The sequence below is a fragment of the Allobosea thiooxidans genome (assembly GCF_900168195.1).
Classification (GTDB): Bacteria; Pseudomonadota; Alphaproteobacteria; order Rhizobiales; family Beijerinckiaceae; genus Allobosea; species Allobosea thiooxidans.
In genome coordinates, this window is the sequence record NZ_FUYX01000002.1 from 40,076 (window position 1) to 63,239 (window position 23,164).

General features: G+C 66.1%; 18 protein-coding genes. 14 read left to right on the top strand and 4 right to left on the bottom strand.

Going from position 1 to position 23,164, the window contains the following annotated elements; translation table 11 throughout:
* Nucleotides 1-2 precede the first annotated feature (2 nt).
* Together B5Y19_RS03305 and B5Y19_RS03310 are read left to right on the top strand one after the other, a co-directional pair.
* Nucleotides 3-815 (top strand): ABC transporter permease, encoded by an 813-nt coding sequence (locus B5Y19_RS03305; protein WP_055730989.1) that lies wholly within the window; start codon nt 3-5, stop codon nt 813-815.
* Nucleotides 816-851: 36 nt separating this feature from the next.
* Complete coding sequence (locus tag B5Y19_RS03310) at nt 852-1,802, top strand: serine hydrolase (RefSeq protein WP_055730988.1); 951 nt, start codon at nt 852-854, stop codon at nt 1,800-1,802.
* A gap of 397 nt (nt 1,803-2,199) precedes the next feature.
* Here the strand turns inward: B5Y19_RS03310 and B5Y19_RS03315 are convergent, their stop codons facing one another.
* Nucleotides 2,200-2,958, bottom strand: coding sequence for a GntR family transcriptional regulator (locus B5Y19_RS03315; RefSeq protein ID WP_176168554.1), 759 nt, complete (start codon nt 2,956-2,958; stop codon nt 2,200-2,202).
* A gap of 128 nt (nt 2,959-3,086) precedes the next feature.
* Between B5Y19_RS03315 and B5Y19_RS03320 the strand changes: the two genes are divergently transcribed.
* The 9 genes from B5Y19_RS03320 to B5Y19_RS03360 are packed head-to-tail and all read left to right on the top strand — an operon-like array spanning nt 3,087 to nt 12,981.
* On the top strand, nt 3,087-4,670 hold the full coding sequence (locus tag B5Y19_RS03320) for an ABC transporter substrate-binding protein (protein WP_079591104.1): 1,584 nt from the start codon (nt 3,087-3,089) through the stop codon (nt 4,668-4,670).
* A 10-nt stretch (nt 4,671-4,680) separates the two neighbouring features.
* Nucleotides 4,681-5,634, top strand: coding sequence for an ABC transporter permease (locus B5Y19_RS03325; protein WP_055730985.1), 954 nt, complete (start codon nt 4,681-4,683; stop codon nt 5,632-5,634).
* A complete protein-coding gene (locus B5Y19_RS03330; RefSeq protein ID WP_055730984.1) occupies nt 5,631-7,499 on the top strand; it encodes a dipeptide/oligopeptide/nickel ABC transporter permease/ATP-binding protein in 1,869 nt (622 codons plus the stop codon). Before B5Y19_RS03325 ends, B5Y19_RS03330 begins: the two co-directional genes overlap by 4 nt.
* Nucleotides 7,496-8,272, top strand: a complete 777-nt coding sequence (locus tag B5Y19_RS03335; protein WP_055730983.1) for an ATP-binding cassette domain-containing protein — start codon at nt 7,496-7,498, stop codon at nt 8,270-8,272. The genes B5Y19_RS03330 and B5Y19_RS03335 overlap by 4 nt, the downstream gene beginning before the upstream one ends.
* A gap of 37 nt (nt 8,273-8,309) precedes the next feature.
* Nucleotides 8,310-9,803: an AMP-binding protein gene (locus tag B5Y19_RS03340; protein WP_055730982.1), complete on the top strand. Its 1,494-nt coding sequence runs from the start codon at nt 8,310-8,312 to the stop codon at nt 9,801-9,803.
* A gap of 2 nt (nt 9,804-9,805) precedes the next feature.
* Nucleotides 9,806-10,957, top strand: coding sequence for an acetyl-CoA acetyltransferase (locus B5Y19_RS03345; protein WP_055730981.1), 1,152 nt, complete (start codon nt 9,806-9,808; stop codon nt 10,955-10,957).
* Nucleotides 10,950-11,342: a Zn-ribbon domain-containing OB-fold protein gene (locus B5Y19_RS03350; RefSeq protein ID WP_055730980.1), complete on the top strand. Its 393-nt coding sequence runs from the start codon at nt 10,950-10,952 to the stop codon at nt 11,340-11,342. Before B5Y19_RS03345 ends, B5Y19_RS03350 begins: the two co-directional genes overlap by 8 nt.
* The gene (locus tag B5Y19_RS03355) at nt 11,339-12,238 is read left to right on the top strand and encodes an SDR family NAD(P)-dependent oxidoreductase (protein ID WP_055730979.1); all 900 of its coding nucleotides are present in this window, start codon (nt 11,339-11,341) and stop codon (nt 12,236-12,238) included. The genes B5Y19_RS03350 and B5Y19_RS03355 overlap by 4 nt, the downstream gene beginning before the upstream one ends.
* Nucleotides 12,235-12,981 carry a 3-hydroxyacyl-CoA dehydrogenase family protein gene (locus tag B5Y19_RS03360; protein ID WP_197282516.1) on the top strand — a complete coding sequence of 249 codons (747 nt, stop codon included), beginning with the start codon at nt 12,235-12,237 and terminating at the stop codon, nt 12,979-12,981. Before B5Y19_RS03355 ends, B5Y19_RS03360 begins: the two co-directional genes overlap by 4 nt.
* A 254-nt stretch (nt 12,982-13,235) precedes the next feature.
* Here B5Y19_RS03360 and B5Y19_RS03365 read toward each other — a convergent pair whose 3' ends face one another.
* Nucleotides 13,236-14,018: a LytR/AlgR family response regulator transcription factor gene (locus B5Y19_RS03365; protein WP_055730978.1), complete on the bottom strand. Its 783-nt coding sequence runs from the start codon at nt 14,016-14,018 to the stop codon at nt 13,236-13,238.
* Nucleotides 14,006-15,121, bottom strand: a complete 1,116-nt coding sequence (locus B5Y19_RS03370; protein ID WP_055730977.1) for a sensor histidine kinase — start codon at nt 15,119-15,121, stop codon at nt 14,006-14,008. Before B5Y19_RS03370 ends, B5Y19_RS03365 begins: the two co-directional genes overlap by 13 nt.
* Before the next feature lie 372 nt (nt 15,122-15,493).
* Here B5Y19_RS03370 and B5Y19_RS03375 point away from each other — a divergent pair, with 372 nt between their 5' ends.
* Both B5Y19_RS03375 and B5Y19_RS03380 read left to right on the top strand, forming a co-directional pair.
* Nucleotides 15,494-17,071, top strand: a complete 1,578-nt coding sequence (locus B5Y19_RS03375; protein ID WP_055730976.1) for a hypothetical protein — start codon at nt 15,494-15,496, stop codon at nt 17,069-17,071.
* A gap of 112 nt (nt 17,072-17,183) precedes the next feature.
* The gene (locus B5Y19_RS03380) at nt 17,184-20,753 is read left to right on the top strand and encodes a hypothetical protein (RefSeq protein ID WP_055730975.1); all 3,570 of its coding nucleotides are present in this window, start codon (nt 17,184-17,186) and stop codon (nt 20,751-20,753) included.
* A 171-nt stretch (nt 20,754-20,924) separates the two neighbouring features.
* Here the strand turns inward: B5Y19_RS03380 and B5Y19_RS03385 are convergent, their stop codons facing one another.
* Nucleotides 20,925-21,791 carry a LysR substrate-binding domain-containing protein gene (locus tag B5Y19_RS03385; RefSeq protein ID WP_079591107.1) on the bottom strand — a complete coding sequence of 289 codons (867 nt, stop codon included), beginning with the start codon at nt 21,789-21,791 and terminating at the stop codon, nt 20,925-20,927.
* Between the two features lie 103 nt (nt 21,792-21,894).
* On the opposite strand from B5Y19_RS03385, the gene phnA reads away from it, so the two are divergent.
* Nucleotides 21,895-23,163 carry a phosphonoacetate hydrolase gene (gene phnA / locus B5Y19_RS03390; protein ID WP_342060146.1) on the top strand — a complete coding sequence of 423 codons (1,269 nt, stop codon included), beginning with the start codon at nt 21,895-21,897 and terminating at the stop codon, nt 23,161-23,163.
* Nucleotide 23,164: the final 1 nt, after the last annotated feature.

The window sequence follows — 23,164 nt, forward strand, 5'->3', positions numbered from 1 at the left end:
CGATGAGCAAGCGCCGCCTCGATCCGACGCTCCTCGTCGGCCTCGTCATGCTCCTGCTGCTCGCTCTCCTCGTCGGGCTCGGGCAGGTCTGGACGCCGCATGATCCCTTCCTGGTCGATTACGGCAATACGCTGCAACCGCCCTCGACCAAGCACTGGCTCGGTACTGACGATCTCGGCCGCGACGTCGCCTCGCGGGTGATGGCCGGCGGGCTGGTCGACCTGCGGGTCGCGGTGATCTGCGTCATGGCGCCGGCGCTGCTGGGCATCGCGATCGGCGCGTTGGCGGGCTTCGTCGGCGGGCGGGTCGACACCGTCATCATGCGCATCAGCGATATCTTCTGGGCCTTCCCCTTCCACGTGCTGGTGATCGCCATCGTCGGCGTGCTCGGGCCAGGCGAGGCCAATCTCTATCTCGCCTTCCTGCTGGTGAACTGGATCTCCTTCGCCCGCATCACCCGCGGCGAGGTGCTGGTGCTGCGCGAGCTCGAATATGTGCAGGCGGCGCGCAGCTTCGGCTCCACCGACAGCCGCATCATCACCGCGCATATCCTGCCCAATGCGGTGACGCCGGCGATCGTCTACGCCATGGCCGATGTCGTGCTGACGATCCTGGCCGTGACCTCGCTCTCCTTCCTCGGCCTCGGCATCCAGCCGCCGACACCGGAATGGGGGCTGATGATTGCCGACGGGCGCCAGTTCATGTTCGACGCCTGGTGGATCGCGACCGCTCCCGGCCTCGCCATCATCTACACCGGCGTCACCTTCGCCCTGATCGGCGAAGGCCTCGACACGGCCTTGCGCCCCAAGGGCTGACCCATCCTCCCGACCGACCTGCCTCGCGAGACGATCATGAGCTTCTTCACCGACAGTTCCGACCTCAAGCGGATCGGCGCCCTGATCGAGGCCCACGCCGCCCCGATCTATGCGGCGCGCAATGTCCCCTTCGCGCAGTTCGCCTATGTCCTGACCCGGACGGCGCCGGAGCCCGGCGGCAAGCCCGAGGGTGCCGCATTGCGACAGGACTGGCGTGCCTATCCCTGCTCGCTGGTGAAGGTGTTCCATCTCGTCGCCGCGCAATTGCGGCTGGAGGATGGGCGGCTCTCCGCCCATGGCGAACTCGACCGGGCCATGCGCGACATGATCCTGTGGTCGTCGAACTCCGCGACGAACTACATCATCGACCTGCTGACGGGCACGACCGGCGATACATTGCTGGATGACGCCGAGATGGCAATCTGGTGCGAGCGCCGCGAGGAGATCAACCGGATCTTCGCCGGGCTGGGCTGGCCGGAACTCGCCGGCATCAACCTCAACCAGAAGCTGATGGACGACCTGCGCTATGGCCGAGAGAAGATCGCCCTCGACCGCTCGGCCGCCGGACACAACTGCCTGACGCCGATCGCGATGGCGCGGCTGATGCACGAGATCTTCAGCGAATCTCCCCTGCTGCCGCCGGCGCGCCTTGCCGCCATCCGCGACCATCTCGCGCGCGACACCGGCCATCCCGAGCGCGGCCGCGGCGTCTATCAGCTGCTCGGTTATCTCGGCGACAGATTGCCTGAAGGCACCCGGATCTGGTCCAAGGCCGGACGCACGCGCTGGCTCGGCGACGACCGCGCCTCCTTCCGCCGGCACGACACGCTACGCGCGATCCTGCCTGGAGGGCATGAATTCCTGCTCACCGTCTTCACCCAGGGCGAGGCCATCGCCGAGGATGACGGCTTCCTCCCCGCGATCGGAGCGCTGGTCGCAGCCGAGATCGGGGATCTGGCGCTGAAAGGCCACTCGCGACGCCTGTAATCCGGAAGCTAACGCCTTCTATTGCGTGCCGATCATTCTCCAATGTCCGATTCCCGCGAACGCTCAAGGGCGCTCCTGACGCATTGTGACCGAGCAGGCGGGGCGTTCACGAGAGATCGATTTGCAGCGAATTCGGACAGACCTCCCCCTCGCGACCTGCCGTTCGGTGCCACAGCGACCGCTGTGAATGTATTGGGTTGCCCGGTACGCAACATTGGCGCTGAGCTGTTCGCTCATTTCCGCTCGCCGCGACGGGTCTGAGAGGGGGCGCCGAATACGCGCTCGCCATGATGACGCGACCTGACGCCCACAGGGATGCGCGATGCGCACATCCGGGCGGTCGAGGCTTCCCTCCTGCCGAGGCTTCAGCCTGCCCGCTCCATTGCGTGAACGGCGGCTATCTTGCACTCCTCGGCCTTCCCGGGCGCCTCGTCTTGCCGTCCAGAAGCTCGCTGGCAATCGGTTTCACATGGGCCAATTGGCGGGGCGAGTCGTTCCGGTACTCCATGATTTCGTCGAAACGACTCATCAAAATTTCGGATGGTCGCAGGATCTGCTTGATCCGAATCTCGCGCGCGGTCTCGGCATCGCGCCGGCGCAATGCTTCGACAAAGGCCAGCGAGGTCTCGACCGTGGGAGGAAACGCTTCGACCAGCGAATAGAGACGGACGATCGGCCCGATCTGACGCCAAAGGCTCTGGATGATCGGCAATGTCGCCGGCCTCTGCGCAGCCTCATAGAGCGTGAAGAAGATCTGCTTGTTCAGCACGAGGAAACGCTCGCTGCGGAAGACCTCGTGCTCGTTCATCTCGTCGATTGCGCGCGCCACGTCCCGGATGTGCTTGTCCGTGAGATGCGCAACCGCGGCGGCCGTGACATCACCTTCGAGCAAGGTGCGGACATGTGTGATCTCCGCGAACTCCGACTTAGTCGGGCGCCAGACGCGGACGCCCTTTTGCGGCTCGACAAGCAGAGCGCGCTCGGCCGCCAAGCGGCGAACGGCGTCGCGTACGGGCATGATGCTGGTGCCGAACTGAGCTGCGAGATCGTTGATATTCAGCGCTTCGCCCGGCCAGAACGCTCCCGTCATCAGCGCATCGCTCAGCTGGTCATAGACCAGGTCCTGAAAGCTTGTCGCCGCTACCGGCTTGAACATGACCATCCCTTTCCGCGGGCGGGTGCGGCCCGTGCGATGCACGCATATCACGAACCAGCGCGCGTCTTGACACCCAACTCGAGCTCTAACTAATATCTTAGATATCGATATAACAAGGGGGACTGCGCATGAGCTCGTCATTGAGGCACTTCGCGAGGCCAGCCGCGATCGTCGCCGGCATCCTCGGTTCGATAGGCGTCGCGCCGTCCGGCCACGCGGCCGATCAGGCGACCATCCGCATCGGAGCCGACTACGACAGCCTGGACCCCGTACGGACCGTGACCTCGGACGGCTATCAGCTCGTCAACGTGCTCTACGACCGCCTCGTCGCGCTCGACGAAAAGGGCGCGCCCGTGCCGGCCCTGGCCGAATCCTGGAGCGGTGACGCGAGCCGCACCGTCTTCAAACTGCGCAAGGGCGTCACCTGCTCCGACGGCACGCCGCTGACCGCGACCGCGACCGCCGCCGCGCTGACCCGCCTCGGCGCCAAGGAAACCAATGCGCCAATGGCTTATCGCACCGTCGGAATCGCCGGTTACTCCGCCACCGGCGACGACGACGCAGGGACGGTGACGATCACCATGTCGGCGCCCTTCAGCGACCTGCTGATCGGACTGGCGATGCCATGGGCCTCGATCGTCTGTCCCTCCGGGTTGAAGGATACGGAGGCCCTCGGCTCGACACCCAGCGGCACCGGTCCCTACACGCTGGACAAGGCGGCATCGGTTCGCGGTTCGCACTACGTGTTGAAGCTTCGTGCCGACCATGCCTGGGACGCCAGCGGAGCGACAGGAAAGGACCCCGGGCGCCCCACGACGATCAACGTGCGCGTGATCAACAACAACACGACGGCGGCGAACGAGCTGCAGTCCGGCACGATCGATGTCAGCCTGGTCACGGGGCGTGACATCAACCGGCTGAAGGCGGCGAAATCGCTCGATTTCCTGGATGCCAAGCCATTCGGCATGCAGTTCATGATGTTCCAGCATCGCGACGGCTACCCCACGGCCGACCTGCTGGTGCGCCGCGCCATCGCAACCGCCATCAACCGCGATCTCGCGAACCGCGCCGCAACCGCGGGCAACGGCATGACGGCGACGAGCTATATCAGCCCTCTGGTCGCCTGCTACGAGCCCAAGACGGCGGACCTCCTGCCGAAGCCGGATGCGGAGGCGGCGAAGGCCCTGCTGAAGCAGGCGGGATATGTGCCGGGGGCGGATGGGATCTTCGCCAAGGATGGCAAGAAGCTCAGGCTGCGCCTGATCGGCCAGCCCGGCCTTCAGGGCTCGGCTCCGGAATACATCCTCGAAGCGCTGCGCGCGATCGGCGTGGAGGTCGAGCTGCGCAACATCACGCTTCAGGAGACCGCCTCCGTGATGAGCGGGCCGGACTGGGAGATCGGCGTATTCCCCTTCGGCCCGCCCATGCCGAGCGCCAACACGGCCGTTCCGTTCGTGAGCGGCAAGGGCTCGAACCATGGCAATATCGAGAATGCCCGCTTCGCCGCGGCGCAGGCCGCGGCCCTGGCCTCCTCGCCGGACAGCCCGGAGCGCTGCGCGCGCTGGAGCGAGGCGCAACTGTCGCTGCTCGAGAACATGGACATCCTGCCGCTGTTCGGCGGGGTGAACACCTTTTTCTCGCGCAAGGGCGTTCGCTTCACCATCGGCGGGCCGTTCGTGATGGACATCCGGTCGATCCGCGTCGGCAAGTGAGAGCAGTGAGATGATGCGCGGCCGGTCGCTCTTCAGGTTCCTGCTCGCGAAGACCGCGCAGATCGGCGCGATCCTCTTCGCGCTCGTGCTCCTGACATTCCTGATGGTGAAGATGATCCCCGGCGATGCCGCCAGTCGTATCGCCGGGCCGGACGCCGACGCCGCCTATCTGACGCAGCTGCGCAGCGAACTCGGGCTGGACCAGCCCTTCGCCGTGCAACTCTGGAATTATGTGGCGGGGGTGGCGCGCGGTGATTTCGGCGTATCGCTCGCCACGCGTCAGCCCGTGATCGAGCTCATCCGGGATCGCCTGCCCTATACCGCCGCGCTCGCCGGCCTTGCGCTCGCCTTCGTCGTGGTGGTCGGCTTCACCTTCGGGCTCGCGGTCGCCATCGCGACGCGCGACGACCGCCTGCCCTGGCTGGACCACGGCTTCACGATCGTGACCGGAACGCTCGGTGCGATACCGGAACTGCTGGCCGGCATCTTCCTCGGATATGTCTTCGCCGTCTCCCTGGGCTGGCTTCCGATCTCCGGTGCCGCTGGTCCCAGCTCGGTCATCCTGCCCGCGCTGGCGATCGGCCTGCGACCGGCGCTCAACCTCGCCCGCGTTGTGCGAGTGGAAGCCCGACGGACGCTGCGGGCCGACTTCATCCGTACCGCCCGCAGCAAGCGGCTGCCGGCCTGGCGCATCTATCTGCGCCATCTGGCGCCCAACGTGGTCACGGCGGCATTGACCATCGCCGGGCTGGTCTTTCCATTCCTGATCGGCGGCGCCGTGATCGTCGAGAACATATTCGCCTGGCCGGGCCTGGGCACGGCCATCGTCCGCGCGGTCGTGACCGCGGACTACCCAGTGGTCCAGGCAATTGTCGTGCTGCTGGGCCTGCTCGTCCTCGCCACCAACATGATCGTCGACGTGCTCCTCGCCATCGCCGACCCGCGCAGCACGGTCCGCACATGACCGGACGGCTCAACCTCGCATCCCTGCTCGCCGGCATCGGGGCCGCCATATTGCTCGGCATCGCGCTCGTCGCCCCGACCCTGTTCTCCGACGTCGCCAGCCGAATGGATGTCGCGGCCGCCGGGACGGGGCCTTCGGCGGAACACTGGTTCGGCACCGACGATCTCGGGCGCGACGTCTTCGCCCGCACCCTGGCCGCGACCCAGCTCTCGATCGGCCTGGCTCTCGCCGCAACGGCCATCCGCGTCGTGCTCGGCGTCGCGATCGGCATGTGGCTGTCGCTTTCGGGTAGCCTTGCCCGGTCGATCGGCACCCGGATCATCGACACGGCGCTGTCTTTCCCGGCGATCCTCCTCGCGATCGTGATCACCACGATCGTCGGCCCGAGCATCGAAGGGGCCGTGCTCGGCGTCGGGCTCGCCGGCGTGCCGACCTATGCGCGGCTAGGTTACACGATGTCCTCCGCCATCGTCGGACGCGACTATGTCGCCGCCGCCAAGGCACTCGGCCTCGGCCGCATCGCGATCCTCTGGCGCCATGTCCTGCCGAATATCGCAGACACGCTGGCCGTCAGCACCGCGACCTCGCTCGGGCTGGCGATCGTCGAGATCGCGTCGCTGAGCTTCCTCGGCCTTGGCGTCAACCCGCCGGCCTTCGACTGGGGCCGCATGCTCATCGAGGGCGCCGAGGCCATCTACGTGAACCCTGCCGCCGCGCTTGGACCGGCAGCCGCGATCGCCCTTTCGGGCCTGATCTTCAGCTATCTCGGCGAGGCGATTGCCCTCTGGATCCAGCCCATGCGCAGCCGCTCCCTGGAGTCCGGCAACGGCATCGACGTCTCGGCGAGCGCGATCGCACCGCTTCGACTTGATGCCGGGGAAGATCAAGTTCTGCTGGCCGAAAACCTGAGCGTAGCCTTTCCGGCCGGGCGCTCCGAGACGCTCGCGGCGGTTCGGAACCTGGGATTGACGATCGGGCGCGGCGAGACGGTCGGCCTCGTCGGGGAGTCCGGCAGCGGCAAGACGTTGACCGCCATGGCGCTCGCCGGGCTCACCGGCCATCCGGCTCGGGTGTCCGCCGACCGGCTGCTTTTCACCGGCGAAGATCTCATGGCGATGAGCGGAGCCCTGCGCGACCGCCTGCTCGGCACGGGGCTTGCCGTCGTCTTCCAGGATCCGAGCACCTCGCTGAACCCGGCTCTGGGCATTCGCGAGCAGATGACGGAAGCCGTGCGCCACCATCGCGGCCTGTCGGCGGAGGAGGCCAGCGCGCTCGCACTGGAACAGCTCAAGCTCGTCGGCATCACCGAGCCCGACCGGAGGCTCGACCAGTACCCGCACGAATTCTCCGGGGGCATGCGCCAGCGGGCGATGATCGCCATGGGGCTGATGATGCGTCCATCCCTGATCGTGGCGGACGAACCCACCACGGCCCTCGACGTCACCGTGCAGGCGCAGATTCTCGCGCTGCTGCGCGAGGCCAATCGCCGCGACGGCACGGCGATCCTGATGATCTCGCACGATCTGGCGGTGATTTCGCAGGTCTGCGACCGCGTGCTGGTGATGTATGGCGGCCGGATCGTCGAGAGCGGCCCGGTCGACCAGGTCATCGGCGATCCGGCTCATCCCTATACCCAGGCGCTCATCGGCGCGATTCCCGATCTCGAGACGCCACGCGGGCAGCGCCTGGTCGAGATCCCCGGCCAGCCGCCGACGATCGGCGCCTTCCCGCGCGGCTGCTCCTTTCAGGGGCGTTGCCCTGTCCGCCAGGATGCGTGCGCCGCTGCGGAACCTCCCCAGACGGACATTGGAGCAGGCCGCGTCGTAGCCTGCTGGCTGCACTCCCTGCCGAGGGCCGCGGCATGACCGGCCTGTCCGCAACCGACATCTGCGTGCGCTTCGGCGCGGTGCTGGCACTCGACGGCGTCAGCATAGCGATCCCACCGGGCGGCACCCTCGGGCTCGTCGGCGAGTCCGGCTCTGGCAAGTCGACGCTAGGGCGCGTGCTCCTGCGCCTCCACGACCTCGCCGGAGGTCGGATCATGCTGGACGGCGAAGACGTGACCCAAGCGGCAGGCGTCCGCCTGAAGAATTATCGCCGTCAGGTGCAGATCGTCTTTCAGGACCCCTCCGCCTCGCTCGATCCGCGAATGACCGTCGCACGTGCGATCGAACAGGGGATGCGGCTGCGTGGCGAGCGCGACCCGAACGCACTGGGGCGCCTGCTCGACACAGTCGGCCTGTCCCGCGCCGTCGCCTCGCGCCTGCCGCATGAACTGTCCGGCGGCCAGCGCCAGCGCGTTGCGATCGCCCGAGCGCTCGCCGTGCGCCCATCGATCATCGTGCTCGACGAGGTCACTTCCGCGCTCGACGTGTCGGTCCAGGCGCTCGTGCTCAATCTGCTGCGCGACCTGCAGAAGGAACTACGCCTCTCCTACCTGTTCATCTCGCACAACATGGCGGCCGTCAGGGCCATGAGTGACGAAGTCGCGGTGATGTATCGCGGCAAGCTCGTCGAACAGGGCGATGCCGACAGCTTCTTCGCCGCGCCGTCGCACCCCTATTCGCGCAGCCTCCTCGAGGCCGTGCCCCGCCTCCGACACATGCGTGAACGCCCCGTCCCCTTCGATGCGGGCTGAAATCTCCGCGCTTCCAGGCTTCCCGAGGATACCGACCATGTCTGCCGAAATGAGCTTTCCCGCACGCCTCGCACAGCTTGCAGCCGAGGCACCGCACGCAGTGGCGATCACATTCGTCGATGCTGACGGGCAGGAGACGGACGTCACCCGCCGCGAACTGCATCTGAGGGCGGTCCGCTTCTCTCGGGTCTTGGCAGAGCGCGGCGTCGGCCCCGGGACCATGGTGGTGACCGGCATTCCCAACAGCGTCGAGCATATCGTGATCGCGATTGCCGCCTGGCGCTGCGGCGCCTGCACCGTTGCCCAGAGCGCTCGGGCACCCGATCGGGAGTTTGCCGAGACGCTCAAGCTGCTCGAGGCCCGCTTCGTGATCGCCGACCGCGCGGGAGCTGATATGGGGCATGACGATGTCCGTGCGATCACGCGCGACGACAGCCGCGACGCGGAGGCGTTTCCGGACAGGATCGCCCATCCCGGCAAGGCCACGGCCTCGGGAGGCTCGACGGGGCGCCCCAAGATCATCGTATATCCCCATGCCTGGGTCCGGGTGCCCGGCGAGATCGGCGACATCAGCCATATCGGCTTCCGCTCGGGACAGATTCAACTAGTCTGCGGCCCGCTCTATCATAACGCCCCCTTCACCTGGGCGCATTTCGGGCTGTTCGAGGGTCACAGGCTCATCCTGATGGAGCGCTTCGACGCCGCGCGCGCCGTCGACCTGATCGAGCGCCATCGCTGCAGCTTCATGTTCTTCGCGCCGACGATGATGCAGCGCATCATCCGGCTGCCGGACATCCACGCGCGGGATCTGTCCAGTATCCGCTCGATCTTCATCACCGCCGCGATCTGCCCGGTCTGGCTCAAGCAGGCCTGGGCGGACCTGATCGGCGCCGAAAAACTGGAGGAATCCTACGGCAGCAGCGAAGCCGTCGGCTACGCGCATATCTCGGGGCCCGAATGGCTCGCCCACCGGGGCAGCGTCGGGCGAGCCGGTGACGGCGATCTCAAGATCCTGGACGCCGCGTTCAACGAAGTCCCGACCGGCGAGATCGGCGAGATTTTCTTTCGCCCGACCCATTATCCTCGGCCGACCTATGCCTATATCGGCTCGCCGCCGGCCAAGACGACGCCGGACGGCTACACCAGCGTCGGCGACATGGGCCATGTCGACGCCGAAGGCTTCCTCTACATCGCGGATCGCCGCACCGACCTGATCATCAGCGGCGGCGTCAATGTCTATCCCGCCGAGGTCGAGGCCGTGCTGACCGAGCATGCCGCCATCAGCGACGCCGCCGTGGTCGGCCTGCCGGATGCAGACTGGGGCCGGCGCGTCCACGCGATCGTCGAACCGGTCGACCCTTCGGGCGCGATCCCGCTCGACGAACTCTACGCATGGATGCGCGAGCGCCTCTCCGCTCCGAAGATCCCGAAGACGATCGAGTTCACGCCCGCCTTGCCGCGCGACCAGTCAGGCAAGATCCGCCGCAGTGCTCTGATCGCGGCCCGTACCCCCGAAGGATTGAGCCAGTGACCATGCGCCCCGTCTATATCGCCGGCGCGGCGGAGACGCCGTTGGGCGAGGTCAACGACCACAACGAGCTCTCGATGATCGCGCTCGCCGCCTCCGAGGCGCTGGCCGAGGCCGGTCTGTCGATCCGCGATGTCGACGGGCTTTTCGTCAACTACATGGGCGAGGAAGGCTCGGTTCAGGTCGGCGAATATCTCGGCATCCAGCCACGCTATGCCGATTCCACCGATTTCGGCGGCGCCGCCTTCGAAGCCCATGTTCACAAGGCCATCGCGGCCATCAACGCCGGCTTCTGCGAGGTGGCCCTGATCACCTATGCCTCGCGGCAGCGGAGTCGACGGGCACGCCATCGCGAGCCGCCCGCCGGCGGCATGGGCGTCCCGATGCTGCAGCAGCTCGAGGTTCCGACCGGGCTGCCAGCCCCGATCGGGCGCTACGCGCTCTATGCGGCCCGGCACATGCACCTCTTCGGCACCACGCGCGAGCAGATGGCGGAAGTCGCCGTCGCGGCCCGGATGTGGGCGATGCGCAACCCCAAGGCCTGGGCGCGCAAGCCGCTCGGCATCGACCAGGTCCTGTCGTCGGCGCCGATCTGCGATCCGTTGACGCGTCTCGACTGCTGCCTCGTCACGGATGGCGGCGGGGCAATCGTGGTGACCACCGCGGAGCGCGCGCGCGATGCCGCCAAGAAGGCCGTGCGGGTCATCGGTGCGGCGCAGAGCCAGAACCACTGGCTGGTCTCCCAGATGCCCGATCTCGACCGCGAGGGCATGCCGGGACGGCGCTGCGGACCGGAAGCCTTCGCCATGGCCGGCATCCGGCCGGCCGATGTCGACGTCTTCCAGCCCTATGATTCCTTCACGATCAGCGTGCTGATCGCCCTGGAGGACCTTGGCTTCTGCAAGCCGGGAGAAGGCGGCGCCTTCGCACAGACCGGCGCGTTGCGTCCCGGCGGCTCCCTGCCTTCGATGACCTCGGGCGGCGGGCTCTCCTACAATCATCCCGGCGCGCTCGGCCTCATGCTGCTGATCGAGGCGGTCCGCCAGCTGAGAGGCGAGGCCGGCGAACGGCAGGTGCCCGGTGCGCGCATCGGCGTGGCGCACGGCACCGGCGGCTTCCTGTCAACTGCGAGCACGGTGGTCCTGGCCCATGACTGATCACGCCTTCAAGGTCGAGGATCCCTATCTCTGGCCCTTTTGGGAGGCCGCCAGCGAACGGCGCCTCACGGTCCAGCACTGCCGCGCCTGTGGCGCGCACCAATTCTATCCGCGGCCATTCTGCCTGTCCTGCGAGGGCCGCGATCTCGATTGGGTCGATGTCGCCGGCACGGGCGAAGTCTACTCGGTCACCACGGTGCGGATTCCGGTCTCCGATCTCCTGCCACCGCCCTATCAGGTCGCGCTGGTGACGCTCGATGCCGGGCCGCGCCTGCTCGCGGGGATCGACGGCCCCCCCTGCAGGATCGGTGATCGGGTCAGGCTGGTCTGGCGCGAGCGCGAGGATGCGCCGCCCTTCCCGGCTTTCGAGAGGGTCACCCCGTGAGGCTGCGTGACCGCGTCGCGATCGTCACCGGGGCTGGGCGCGGATTGGGACGGGCGCACGCCCTGGCGCTTGCCGCGCAGGGCGCGGCGGTGATCGTCAATGATCGTGGCGGTGCGCTCGACGGCTCGGGTAACGACGCTCGCCCGGCCGACGATGTCGTCGCAGCCATCCGTGCCCTGGGTGGACAGGCCGTCGCCAGCGGGCACGACGTTGCCGACTGGGACCAGGCCGCGGCACTGGTCGATTTCGCCGTGTCGAGCTTCGGCCGCCTCGACATACTGGTCAACAATGCCGGAATCCTGCGCGACCGCACGCTCGCCAACATGTCGGAGGCCGAGTGGGACGCTGTGATCCGCGTCCACCTCAAGGGCCATGCCGCGCCGGCGCGCCATGCGCTCGCCTATTGGCGCGACCAGCACAAGCGCGGCGAGGCGGTCTCCGCCAGCGTTGTCCATACGAGCTCTGCCTCCGCCTTTGCCGGCAATGTCGGACAGGCAAACTACGCCAGCGCCAAGCTTGCCGTCGTCGCCCTGTCGTCGACCATCGCACTCGAGGGAGCCCGCTACGGCGTCCGTTCCAACGTCGTCTCGCCTTCGGCACGCACGCGCATCAGCGAAGCCACAATCGAAGATGCGCCGGCGGACGGGGGCTTTGACGTGATGGCGCCGGACAATGTTTCTCCCCTCATCGCCTGGCTGGCGGAAGCGGCCTGCCCGGCCAACGCGCAGGTCTTCCATCTCATCGGGCGAGAGGTCCTGCTGATGGACATCGCGGCGGTTGCGCAGCGCGTGCGCGCCCCGGGCCGCTGGTCGCCAGAGGCGCTCGACATCGCGCTCCGCGGACGGATGACGCCGCCGCACGACATCAACATCTTCCTGAAGGAGCAATTGCTGTGAACGAACCTGTCAAATCGCCCCTCGTCGCCGTGATCGGCGCCGGCATCATGGGCACCGGCATCGCCCAGTCGCTCGCGCTCGCCGGCTGCCGCGTGCGTCTGAACGACGTCGCGCCGGAGCGCTTGCAGGCCTCCGTCAACACGATCGAGCATGGTCGCTTCGGCCTCCGTCGCGGGGTAGAGCGCGGCAAGGTGACGGCCGCAGCGGCGGATGAAGCGCTCGCGCGCATCACCACGACGGTGTCGTTGGAGGATGCCTGCGCCGGGATCGACCTCGCCATAGAGGCCGTGCCGGAAGACCTGACGCTGAAATGCGATGTCTTTCGCCGCCTCGACCAGGCCGCGCCGCCCGCCGCCATCCTGACCTCGAACGCGGCGGGGTTGCCGATCACGGCTCTGGCCTGGGCGACCGGACGGCCCGAGCGCGTTCTGGGCTGGCATTGGGCTCAGCCCGTGGCGGTGATCCGGCTGGCGGAGCTCGTCGCGCATCCGCGGACGGCACAGGAGGCGATCGACTATGTCAGCGAACTGGCGCGCCGCTGCGGCAAGAACCCGATCGTCGTCAAGGATCAGCCGGATAGCTGGGGCTACGTCGCCAACCGCATCAACCGTGCGGTCCGCCTCGAAGCCCGGCGCGTGGTCGAAGAGGGTGTCGCTTCGGAAGACCAGGTCGACGAAATCATGCGAGATTGCTTCCGCTGGCCGATGGGACCATTCGAAATGCAACGGCCTGGATCGATGTGAGTTCAAGTCGCGCTGGCGATGGGTCCGGACGCCGTTCTGCGCGCAATCACGCGGCGTCCTTTCCGCGACCGATAGCGACGAACGGCATGCGGATACGGCCTGGCTCGGCAACGATGACATATTCTGCTCACCGCCCGGCACCAAGACGTACTCTCCTTTCCGCCCGAGGATGACGACGAGCCGAGGAGCGGAATGGCCCCTCGGCTAAGGCAAGTCTCCAGGAGGCCCGGGGACCCCGGACCAGGGCGGAACACCTAGACACTGACCATACGATCACTTTCGATGCGTTGCCGCAGCCGCCTCGCCGCGATCCGGCCGATCGTGACCGGCGTGATGTCACCGCCGAGGGACAGGCTGCAACGTCCGGCCTCCTGCCACTCCACCCGCTCCAGTTGATCGAGGTTGACGATCAGCGAGCGGCTGATGCGGACGAAGGGCGGGGTCGGCAGCTGGGCTTCGAAATGCCGCAGCAGCCGGCAAACCAGATAGTCCCGTGCTCCTTTCAGGAAGACGCGGGTGAAATCTGCTTCCGCGGTCAGCAGGGCGACCGTACGGAGCGGCGCGATCACCGATTTCCCGTCGATCCGCAGATGAATGCGCTGCGCCGGGCCACCGTGCCCGGGATCGACATCCAGCTCGACATCGTCCTGTCGTTCCCGGCTTGGCACGGCGCGCGTTGCACCCTGCCCGTGCCGCCGCAGCCGCTCGATCGTGAGGGCCAGCCTTTCCGGGTCGATCGGCTTCAGGAGGAAATCGACAGCCGCGATATCGAACGCCTTCACTGCGTAGAGATCATGCGCGGTGACGAACACGATCGCCGGCGCCGACAGGAGCTGCGCGACCAGATCGAAGCCGCGACCGTCGGTCAGCTCGACATCCAGAAAGATGGCATCGGGGCGCAGCGCGGCGGCCAGCGCCTGTGCCTCGGACACAGACCCCGCCTCGGCCACGATTTCGATATCGGCATAGCTCCGCAGCAGCCGCCGCAATCCGCGCCGGGCCGGCGGTTCGTCGTCCACCAGCATCACGCGAAGCATGCATCCCCCGTCAGCAGCAGCCGCGCCACCACCATGTCGCCATCCTGGACCAGGGACAGTTCGTGACGTGACGGGTAGTGCAGTTCCAGTCGCCGCCGCGTGTTGGCCAGGCCGACCCCCGGCTGGGCACCGACGCGCGAAGCCAGCCGGCCGGGATTGACGACCTCGATCGCCACCGCGTCCTGTGCCATCCGCCGCGCTGTCACGCGGATGTCGAGCGTCTCGATGGACGAGCGCAAACCATGCTTCACCGCATTCTCCACCAATCCCTGCACGACCAGATGGGGCACGGGGATCGCCCGCGCTGCCGGCTCCATCTCCACGGAACAGCGCAAGCGGCCCTCGAAGCGCAATTCCTGAATGCGAATGAAGGCCCGAACCGCTTCGATCTCGTCGCTCAAGGGGCACACCGGGCGGGTCTGCTGGTCGAGCGAGTAGCGAAGATAGGCGGCGATGCGGAGGGTCATCTCCAGCGCCGCTTCGGGGTTCTCCGGAATCTCGACCGCCACCGTGTTCAGCGCGTTGAACAGGAAATGGGGGTCCAGCTGCAAACGCAGGCGCTGCAACTCGGCCCGTGTCGCGGCCGCCTGGGCCTCGCTGCGGCGCACCCGCTCCGAGCGGGCGTCGACATCCGCCCGGATCCAGAAATAGGCCAGCGACCAGCCGAGGAAGACCGCGGTGTAGAACACTGCGGGCACGGCATCGTTGACCGCGATGTTGCCTTCGGGGATGTCGGGAAACAGGCCGTCCTTGAGCGCCTTGGAGATCGCCATCTGCAACACCCCGCCGGGGACGGCGCAGGCCAGCGCCCGGACGGCGATGGCGGCTCCGCTATGGCTGGTTCGCTCCAGGTAGAATTTGTACGCCGCGGCCGTCAGGACGAAGCCGATGGGGTCCAGCACCACGGTCAGCGTCACGGCCAGCGTGACATCGTTGAAGGCGACGAGCCGCGAGATCAGGCCGAAGAATGCGATGAAGAGCCAGGCCGCCGCATTCGCACGCCAGAAGGATACCGGGGCCGATGAGGCGCCGCCCGCCGCTCCATCCGGAGTCGCGAAGAGGGAGCGGGCAGTGGGCCTTTGATACCCGGCGGGAACGGTCATCAATCGCATTCCTTGCCGATCGCGGCCTGCCACGATGCGGCGACCGCCTGGCCGTGGAAATGTCGATTCATCGGCTGAATCGGCCGTTTCATCGAATTCGGCAAGCGTCGATCGGTGCAACGGCACTAGGATTTTGGCCGAGCGGTTAATGTTTCGTGCCCTCACGACGGGGCCCGACGACAGGTTTCCGCCATTGCAAGGGCCAGCGACTCCGCCGATCCGAGCGGAGGCCGCAGTGCCGGGGCGGGAGGTCCAGCATGACGGCATCGAGCCCCCCGCTGCGCAGCACGACCCATGACGCGCCGACCGACAGGCGGCCGGCCAGGCCGGATCCCGGTCCAGCCCCCGCCTTCACCCGACTGGGAGTAGGACATGCCTGACCTGACCGGCTACGACCTCGTGCTGGCGAGCACCGAGAGCGCCCTGAACAGCAGCATCGCATACGCGAACTTCTGGAAGGTGACGATCAACTGCCAGCTCAATCCCGATGTCTCCGCCGAGCAGTCGCCGGGTCTCGTCGGCGCAAGGATCTCGGCGCCGACGCTTCGGCTCTCCGGAAGCGATCTGGCCAGCAACCAGGCTGCGGTGTCGCTGCTGTTCACCGCCGGGTCGCTTCAATATTTCGATGTCATCTACTACAGGACGGTCAGCCAGAATATCGCCGGTTGGACGATCGTCTTCGCCGCGAATATCGGGCAGGGGGCGATCCCGGACAACACCGAAATCGGCCAGCTGCCGGCAGAAGTTCAGAACGCCCTGTCAAACCAGCGGCTTTCAGTCGGGCAGCTCTTTCTCGAGCTGAGCACGGTGGTCTGGGCGAACGTCACGATCACTGATGCCGACGGCAAGCGGGTGACCGACGCCATCATCACATCGACGCTCGAAACCGCTCTCCAGAGCTGGGCCCGAAGCATCGAGAGCGCTGCGCAGCAATGGGTTTTGAACTATGTCGTCACCAGCAGCGGCGGGCCAGGCAACGCGTCCGGCGAGGTCCTGGCCGATCTGGTCCCTACCAGCTACGACTTCTCGGTCTCGAAATACAATCCACCCGGGACATACGATGATCTGAGCACCCTGAACTACCTGATGATGACCGAAGGCAGGGGCGCGCCGACGGCCAACAGCGCGGGGATCTTCGATTTCAACTGGGTCGCAGGTCCCAACACGCAGCAGTACCAGGGCGCCGTCGCCATCAATGGCCCCCTGTTCGACGGGGCCTATGTCGAGCCATTGCTGCTGCCGGCGATCGCCGCTGCCGTCAGCGCGACCAAGCCGACGAGTGCCGGCGGGAGCACGGGCAACCCAGGCGTTCCAACCTTCACCAGGACAGGCCCGGGGCAGTGGAGCACGTCCCAGTCCGTCGACCTTTACGGCAACCAGCATGGCGGCAAGGGCCAGAAGCTGGAGGGCTTAGGCCTCCTCCAGGCGGTCTATCAGAACATCACGGAGAAGCTGGATTGCACGGTGACGCTCGATCCGGCCAGTGCCACCTATCAAGTGAAGGTCACCTATTCGGCGATCACGACGATCACCGTCGAGTTCTTCGGCTGGGATAAGACCGATTCCAGCTTCAGTGGCGATTATGTCCTTCCCTGGAGTTTCGACGTTCGCTTGAAGGCTAGCAGCAACGGCTCCCTGGTCACCGAGAGCACCGAGGTCCAGGAGGGGGAATCGTCGAGCAAGACCTGGGGCAACAGCTTCGTCGGAGATATCTGGGCGACCATCAGCGAGGTCTTCTCGTCGTTCCTGAACACCTATCAGACGCAGTTCCAGGACAAGGCCGCGTCGGTTTCCCAGTCCGCGTTCGCGAATGTCTCCGATGAACTGGAGAGCGCGATGGGCGACATCTCGGCCGCGATCGTTTTTCCGGCAGGGAACCGCTTTGCCTACAAGGATGTCTGCTTCGATCCGCAGCAGAACCTGGTCGCCTACGTGACCTACCTCAACTGACCGACGGGCTTTGGCCCTCCGCACGGCGTCGAAGCGCAATCGCGTATCGCAGCCTCCCGGCGCCGGCCTGCCGCTACGCGGCTCGACCACAGAGATTCGGGGAGTTCAACAGATGAGCAAGCCCATGCCCGTCGGCGCGATCATGTCCAAGACAGACGCCGACATCATGCCGAACTATCGTGCAAGCCGCACGGTGTCGGTCACCCATCCGATCAGCGCCGTTCACGATCGGAACGGAGACCCGGCGATCTTCTCGATCGGCACCGACCATCAGCTCTGGGTGTGTTTCCGCGATCCTGCCCAACCGACCGGCTGGCGACAGGTATCTCTCGGCGAGGGGCTGCCTTCCGACGCGAGGGTGACCGCCTTCGACACGACGCAGGTCTCGGCCGGCGACTATGCCGTCGCCCTGGCGCTCGCGCCGTCCGGCGACCAGAGCAGCAGCGTCGTGTACGTTTCCTGCTGGTCGGGCAACGATTTCTGCGGCACCGACTGGTCGGCCTTCGCGGGCAGCTGGACCCGGCGCGATCCCGAGATACCGCTGGATGCGGTAGCGCCCGGAAACGGATCCAGGCCGGTACTGGGCGCGGTCGCGAAGGCCATCCTGATGGGCAATCAGGGAAGCGCGGACAAGCCCGCCGCGATCATCGTGGTCGTTCAGGAGGGTGGCGACGCCAACCATTACTTCGTCAATGGCGACACGGCCTCGACGCTCTGGTCATGGGCCGTGTACCCGCTGGCTGAGAATCCCGACCGCATCCTCGCCGTCGCGTTCGGCCATGTTTCGGACGGGACGGGCGTCTTCGGCACCTATGTGCTGTATGAGATCGCCGGCGCGAAGAAACTCCATTTCGTCGGCGCCGTTGCCCCCGTGGCGGATCAGCGGCCCTATAACCTGCAACTGGACGTGGACCCGGCCGCCCAGTGCCTTGCCGCGCTGGCCGACCCGGTCGCGCCGCATTACAGCAATCTCTATGTCGGCGGAGCCGTCGGGGTCGACTTCTACCCCCATCAGACGCAAGCCCTGGCCAAGGCAGCGGGCGGTGGCACCGGGGTGCGCATCATCGAGCCGGACCCAGCCAATCCGATCGGCGAGATCGCGGTCGCGCAGGATTCGAACAATATCTCGATCTGGATGCTCGCCCCTTCGAAGCAGACCCTCTGGTATTCCACCGGCCCGCAACCGAGAGGGAAGGAACCGGGCGAATGGAGCGCCCCGATCGTCTTGCTGCAGCATGTCGCGCATATCAGCGCGCTGCGCCAGCCGGAGCGGCAAGCGAACCAGCTCCTCTGCGCGCTCTCGGACAACCAGCTCAGCTATCAATGGCAGGACCCGGCGACCACCCTCTGGCACAACGTCGAAATCCCGCTTCAGGACGCGGGGGCAGCCCAGGAATTCCCGTCCTATACCTCGACCATCCATTTCGAGGACGAAGCCCAGAACGTGATGGTCGGCATGCAGGTCGCGGTGACCTCGTCGCAATGGACCTACGCCACGATCAATGGCTATGTCCGGGAGCTGTCTCCGGACGCGCCGGTCGAGGTCCGGACCGATGCGTCCGGCAACCTCACGATCATCGCGCCGACGCTGACCCTCGGCACGCCGGTCTACCATGTCCAGCCCCGGCCCCAGCCCGGATCTGGCCCCGGCAACCTCAACCCTGCAGCCAAGGCGATCCGGAGATTGTCGCAAATCCGGACGGGCGATGATCTGCGCGCCCAGTTTCCCGAGCTCAGCAAGAAGCAGGCCGAGTTCGGCGCGCAGACGATCTCGACATTGACCGCCTATATCGCGGGACTTCCGGCCGACGGCAGCAATGCCGATGGCAGCCAGCCGGCCAGCTCGCTCCCGGACCAGATCTGGGGTGGCGACCTGAGCAGTGGCGCGCTGCAGATTCCGACGAGCAATCCTGAAGCGCTGCTGATATCCACTCCGCCATCAGTCGGCAGAGCGATGCGCAAGACCGAGTTCAGCGTCATCGACACTGTCGAGGATATCGCCGGCGACATTCTGCAAGCGCTCGAATCCGGTTTCGAGGCGATCGGCGAGTTCGTGTTCTCGGTGGCGAAAGGCGTATTGCGCTTTGCGGTCAAGATCGCCGGTCGGTGGTTCCATTTCGTCGTCAAGTCGATTTCCGCCGCCCTGAAGCTGATCAACTGGGCTCTTCACGTCCTGGCGATCGGCCTGAAGAAGCTCATTCAATGGCTCGGCTTCATCTTCGACTGGGACGACATCGTCGAGACGCACAAGGTGTTCACGAACATCGCGCGGCAGACGATGAAGAAGCTGGAGGGCGAACTGCCGGCGCTGCAGAGGCGGATGGATGCGGCATTCGAGCGGCTCTTGCGCTCGGTCGATTCAATCGGCGATCACCCGGTACTTCCGCCCGAATATGCATCCCTCTCGATCAATCAGGTGGTGACACAAACGACAGCCGAGAGCGCCAACGCGCAAGGCGTCAACGCTGCGCTCTACAGCACCGGCGGAAGTTTCGCCTGCTACCAGCTCCTGCATGGCGGCATCCTGAACGGCCCGGCGCCGGGTTACGGGACCGGCCCGGAGGCTATCAAGGCCTTCGTGGAGGACACGCTCATCCCGACCATGAAAGCGATCGGCGACGAAATCGCGGCGGTCGCTCGGACTCTGATCCATGACTACGAGGCAGGGACGCTGACATTCGGCGAGATCGTCAAGCTGTTGAGCAAGACCCTCGTCGAAACGGTGGTCGAAGCGCTCAAGACGATCGCCGACGGGCTGTTCGCGATTGCGGAAACCCTCCTCGCCTTGCTCGACGACATCCTGTTCGGCGAAATCCACATCCCGCTGCTGACCCCGCTCTACGAACTCGTCGCGGGTGGCAGCAAGATGAGTCTCGTCGACGGCCTCAGCCTGCTGGCTGCGATCCCCACCACGGTCTTCTACAAGGTCGTCGCCGGGGAAGCGCCGTTCCCGGACGGAAGCTTCGGCCTCGCCAGCGCGAACTCCTTCGACGAGATCATCGCGATTCTCGCAGGCGCCGCGCCGAAGGCCCGTTCGATGGCGATGGCATCCAGCCAGGCGAAGGAGGACAGCAGCGAGGCGGCGAAAACCTACTCGCAGGTCGGCGGCGCCCTCTCGGTCCTGGCCGGGTTCGCGAACGCTTTCGTCACGATGTTCGTAGCCGTCAACGAAGGACAACTGAAATTCGCCGACACGATATCGATGGCGGCCCAGGCGCTGTACATGGCCAGCACGCTTCCATTCGATCAGCCGGACGAGCTCCAGCAGAAGCTGGCGGATGGCGTCTATATCGGCAACTTCATCGACATGTTGCTGCAAGGCGCGCTCTTCTTCGTTCCGCGCGCAGGCCAGCCCGTGGGGCTGATCGTCAAAGGAGGCTATGAGAGTCTGATGGCGATCGGCGACCTCTGCGCGTATTCGGCCGCCTTTGCCGACAAGGTCAAGCGGGCCAAGGAAGACGATCGCGGCACCGAACTGGAGACCATCGCCTATGTGCAAAACGTTCTGTACGTGGTCGCACTGCTGGCGGGCGCCGCCGGGACGTTGGCCGGAGACGAGAATGCCGAGGTCGAGCTCCCGCTATTCGCGATTTCGGGAGGGCTGCAGTTCTTCGTCGCCATTTTCGGGCTGACCCGCGTGATACTCACGTTTGAGCATGATGTTCGCTACGACGTTATTTGAGAGCGAGCTCCCGACCGCCGTATGCGACGGCGGGCTTCGTCTGCCGTCGCGAGAGTAACCAGCACTTGGCGTCCTGACTGCATAGGCGCATCTACGGCAAGTGCCGAATGTCTGCTCTTGGGCCGTGGCTCAATGTCTGCTTGTGGCGCTTCGCGGTATCTTTTGCGGTCTCTAGAGGTTCCGAAACAATGCCTTCAGCAGTTTGTCGACGAAGGCAGCTGTGCACCGGCCGGGGTCGAAGGCGGCCCTCAGGGTCGCGCCTGTCGATGTGATCTCCGGGAACGGCGCTACCAGCCGGCCCTGGTCAATGATGTCAGTCAATACGTTCAGGGGCCCGACGATGCAGCCCTGCCCGGCCATCGCAGCCTGTGACGCAATATAGAAATGTGGCGCCGGGCGGATCGCCGCTGGCGGCCTGACCCCCGCGGCCTCGATCCAGCCTTCGAACTCGCCGCTTCGGGTGTCGGCGACGAGGATGGTCTCGGCCGCGACGCCGGCAAGCCCGGCCCGCCGCAGGGGCTCGGCGCGTTCGGGCGGGGCGAGCAGCGTCAGCCGCTCGACCCCGATCTCGCGATATTGCCAGCCTTCAGGCCTCCACGAGGTGCGCATGATGCCGATGTCGAACGGCGTGCTCTGCCAGTCATCCGTGGTGTGAAGGGCCGAGACCCGTATGGGGCATCCTCCCGCTGCCGCCTGCGCCTCGACCAATCGGGGCATGAGCCAGTGCACCGAGAGCGTCGTATTGGCGGCCAGGGTGAGGACATGCTGCTGCCCCTGGCGCGCCGCAGCCTCCCAGCCGCCGCGAATTTGCCGCAGGCCGGTTCTGACCGCCTGGGCGAGCTCCATCGCGAGCGGAGTCGGACGCAGGCGGTGCCCCTTCTCGAACAGGGGAACAGCAAGCGCTTCCTGCAACTGTCCGAGCTGCTTGCTGACCGCTCCGGGCGTCACACACAGGTCATCTGCTGCTGCGACGATATTGCCGGTGCGCACGACAGCTTCAAGAGTCGCGAGGGCGCGCAACGAAGGCATTTGTGACATTAGATTTGACCTGACCTCAAATTCAAATGAATATAAATCGCTTTCATGTCAGTTTAAATAAGACTATACAGGTCTCAGTGAACGTAAATCTCTGAGATATACCGTGTCTGACGACTCTATTTTTGTTAACAGGCGAAATTATTATCTGCCAAGTAAGCCTTTTGCCGTGATCTGTTACGACGGCTTTGATCCGTCATATCTTGCGGATGCGGCAATAAGGGGGATTTCGCCGCGCCTGTCCGCGATGGCGGAGCAGGGCTTCTGTGCCAGCGTGCATTCGGCCATGCCGAGCTTCACCAATCCGAACAACGTCTCGATCGTCTGCGGTGCTCCGCCGCGCGTCCACGGCATCTCCGGCAACTACTGGTATGATCGCGCGACCGGCGAGGAAGTCATGATGACCGATGCCGGGCCGCTCGGCGCGCCGACGATCCTCGCCGGGCTCGCCGAGGCGGGCGTGAAAGTCGCGGCCGTCACCGCGAAGGACAAGCTGCGCAAGGCACTCGCGGCCGGGCTGGCCGGGGAAGGGCTGCCAGGCATCGCCTTCTCGGCCGAGAAGGCATCCACCAGCACCCGGGCGGAGCATGGGATTGCGGGCGCGGAGATCCAGGCCGGGCAACCCGTTCCGGATCAGTACTCGCCGGAGCTCTCGCTCTTCGTGCTCGATGCCGGGCTTCGCCTCCTCCGGAGCGGCCGAGCCCAGGTGCTCTATCTGTCGCTGTCCGATTTCGTACAGCATGCCCATGCTCCGGGCGCGCCCGAGTCCGATGCCTTCATTCGGGCCGTCGACGACCGCGTCGGCGCGCTCATCGACGCCGGGGCCACGGTGGGCATCGTCGCCGATCACGGCATGACCGATCTCTCGCTGGCCGACGGCTCTCCGAACATCCTTTACCTCGGCGACCGGCTCGATGCCCGGTACGGCGCCGGCCAGACCCGGGTGATCTGCCCGATCACCGACCCTTTCGTGCGTCATCACGGGGCGCTCGGCGGCTTCGTCCGCGTCCATATCCTGGGCGATCTCGAGCATGACGAGGTTCGCGCCTTCCTGAGCCGGCTTCCCGGCGTCGAGCTCGCCCTGTCGCGCGAGGAGATGTGTCGTCGCTTCGACCAGCCGATGGAGCGGGAGGGCGATGTCGCCGTCATCGCCGGCAAGGGTGTCGCGCTCGGCACGCATGAGGGCGCCCATGCGCTGGGCGAACTCGCCGGCGCCCGCCTGCGTTCGCATGGCAGCCTGGCCGAGAGGAATGTGCCCTTCCTCGTCTCGCAGCCGCTCAACGCGATGTATCGGCGCAAGGCCGCGACCGAGCAGCTCCACAACTACGACATCTTCGATTTCGTGCTGAACGGCACGCGTTCGGAAGGGAATTGAG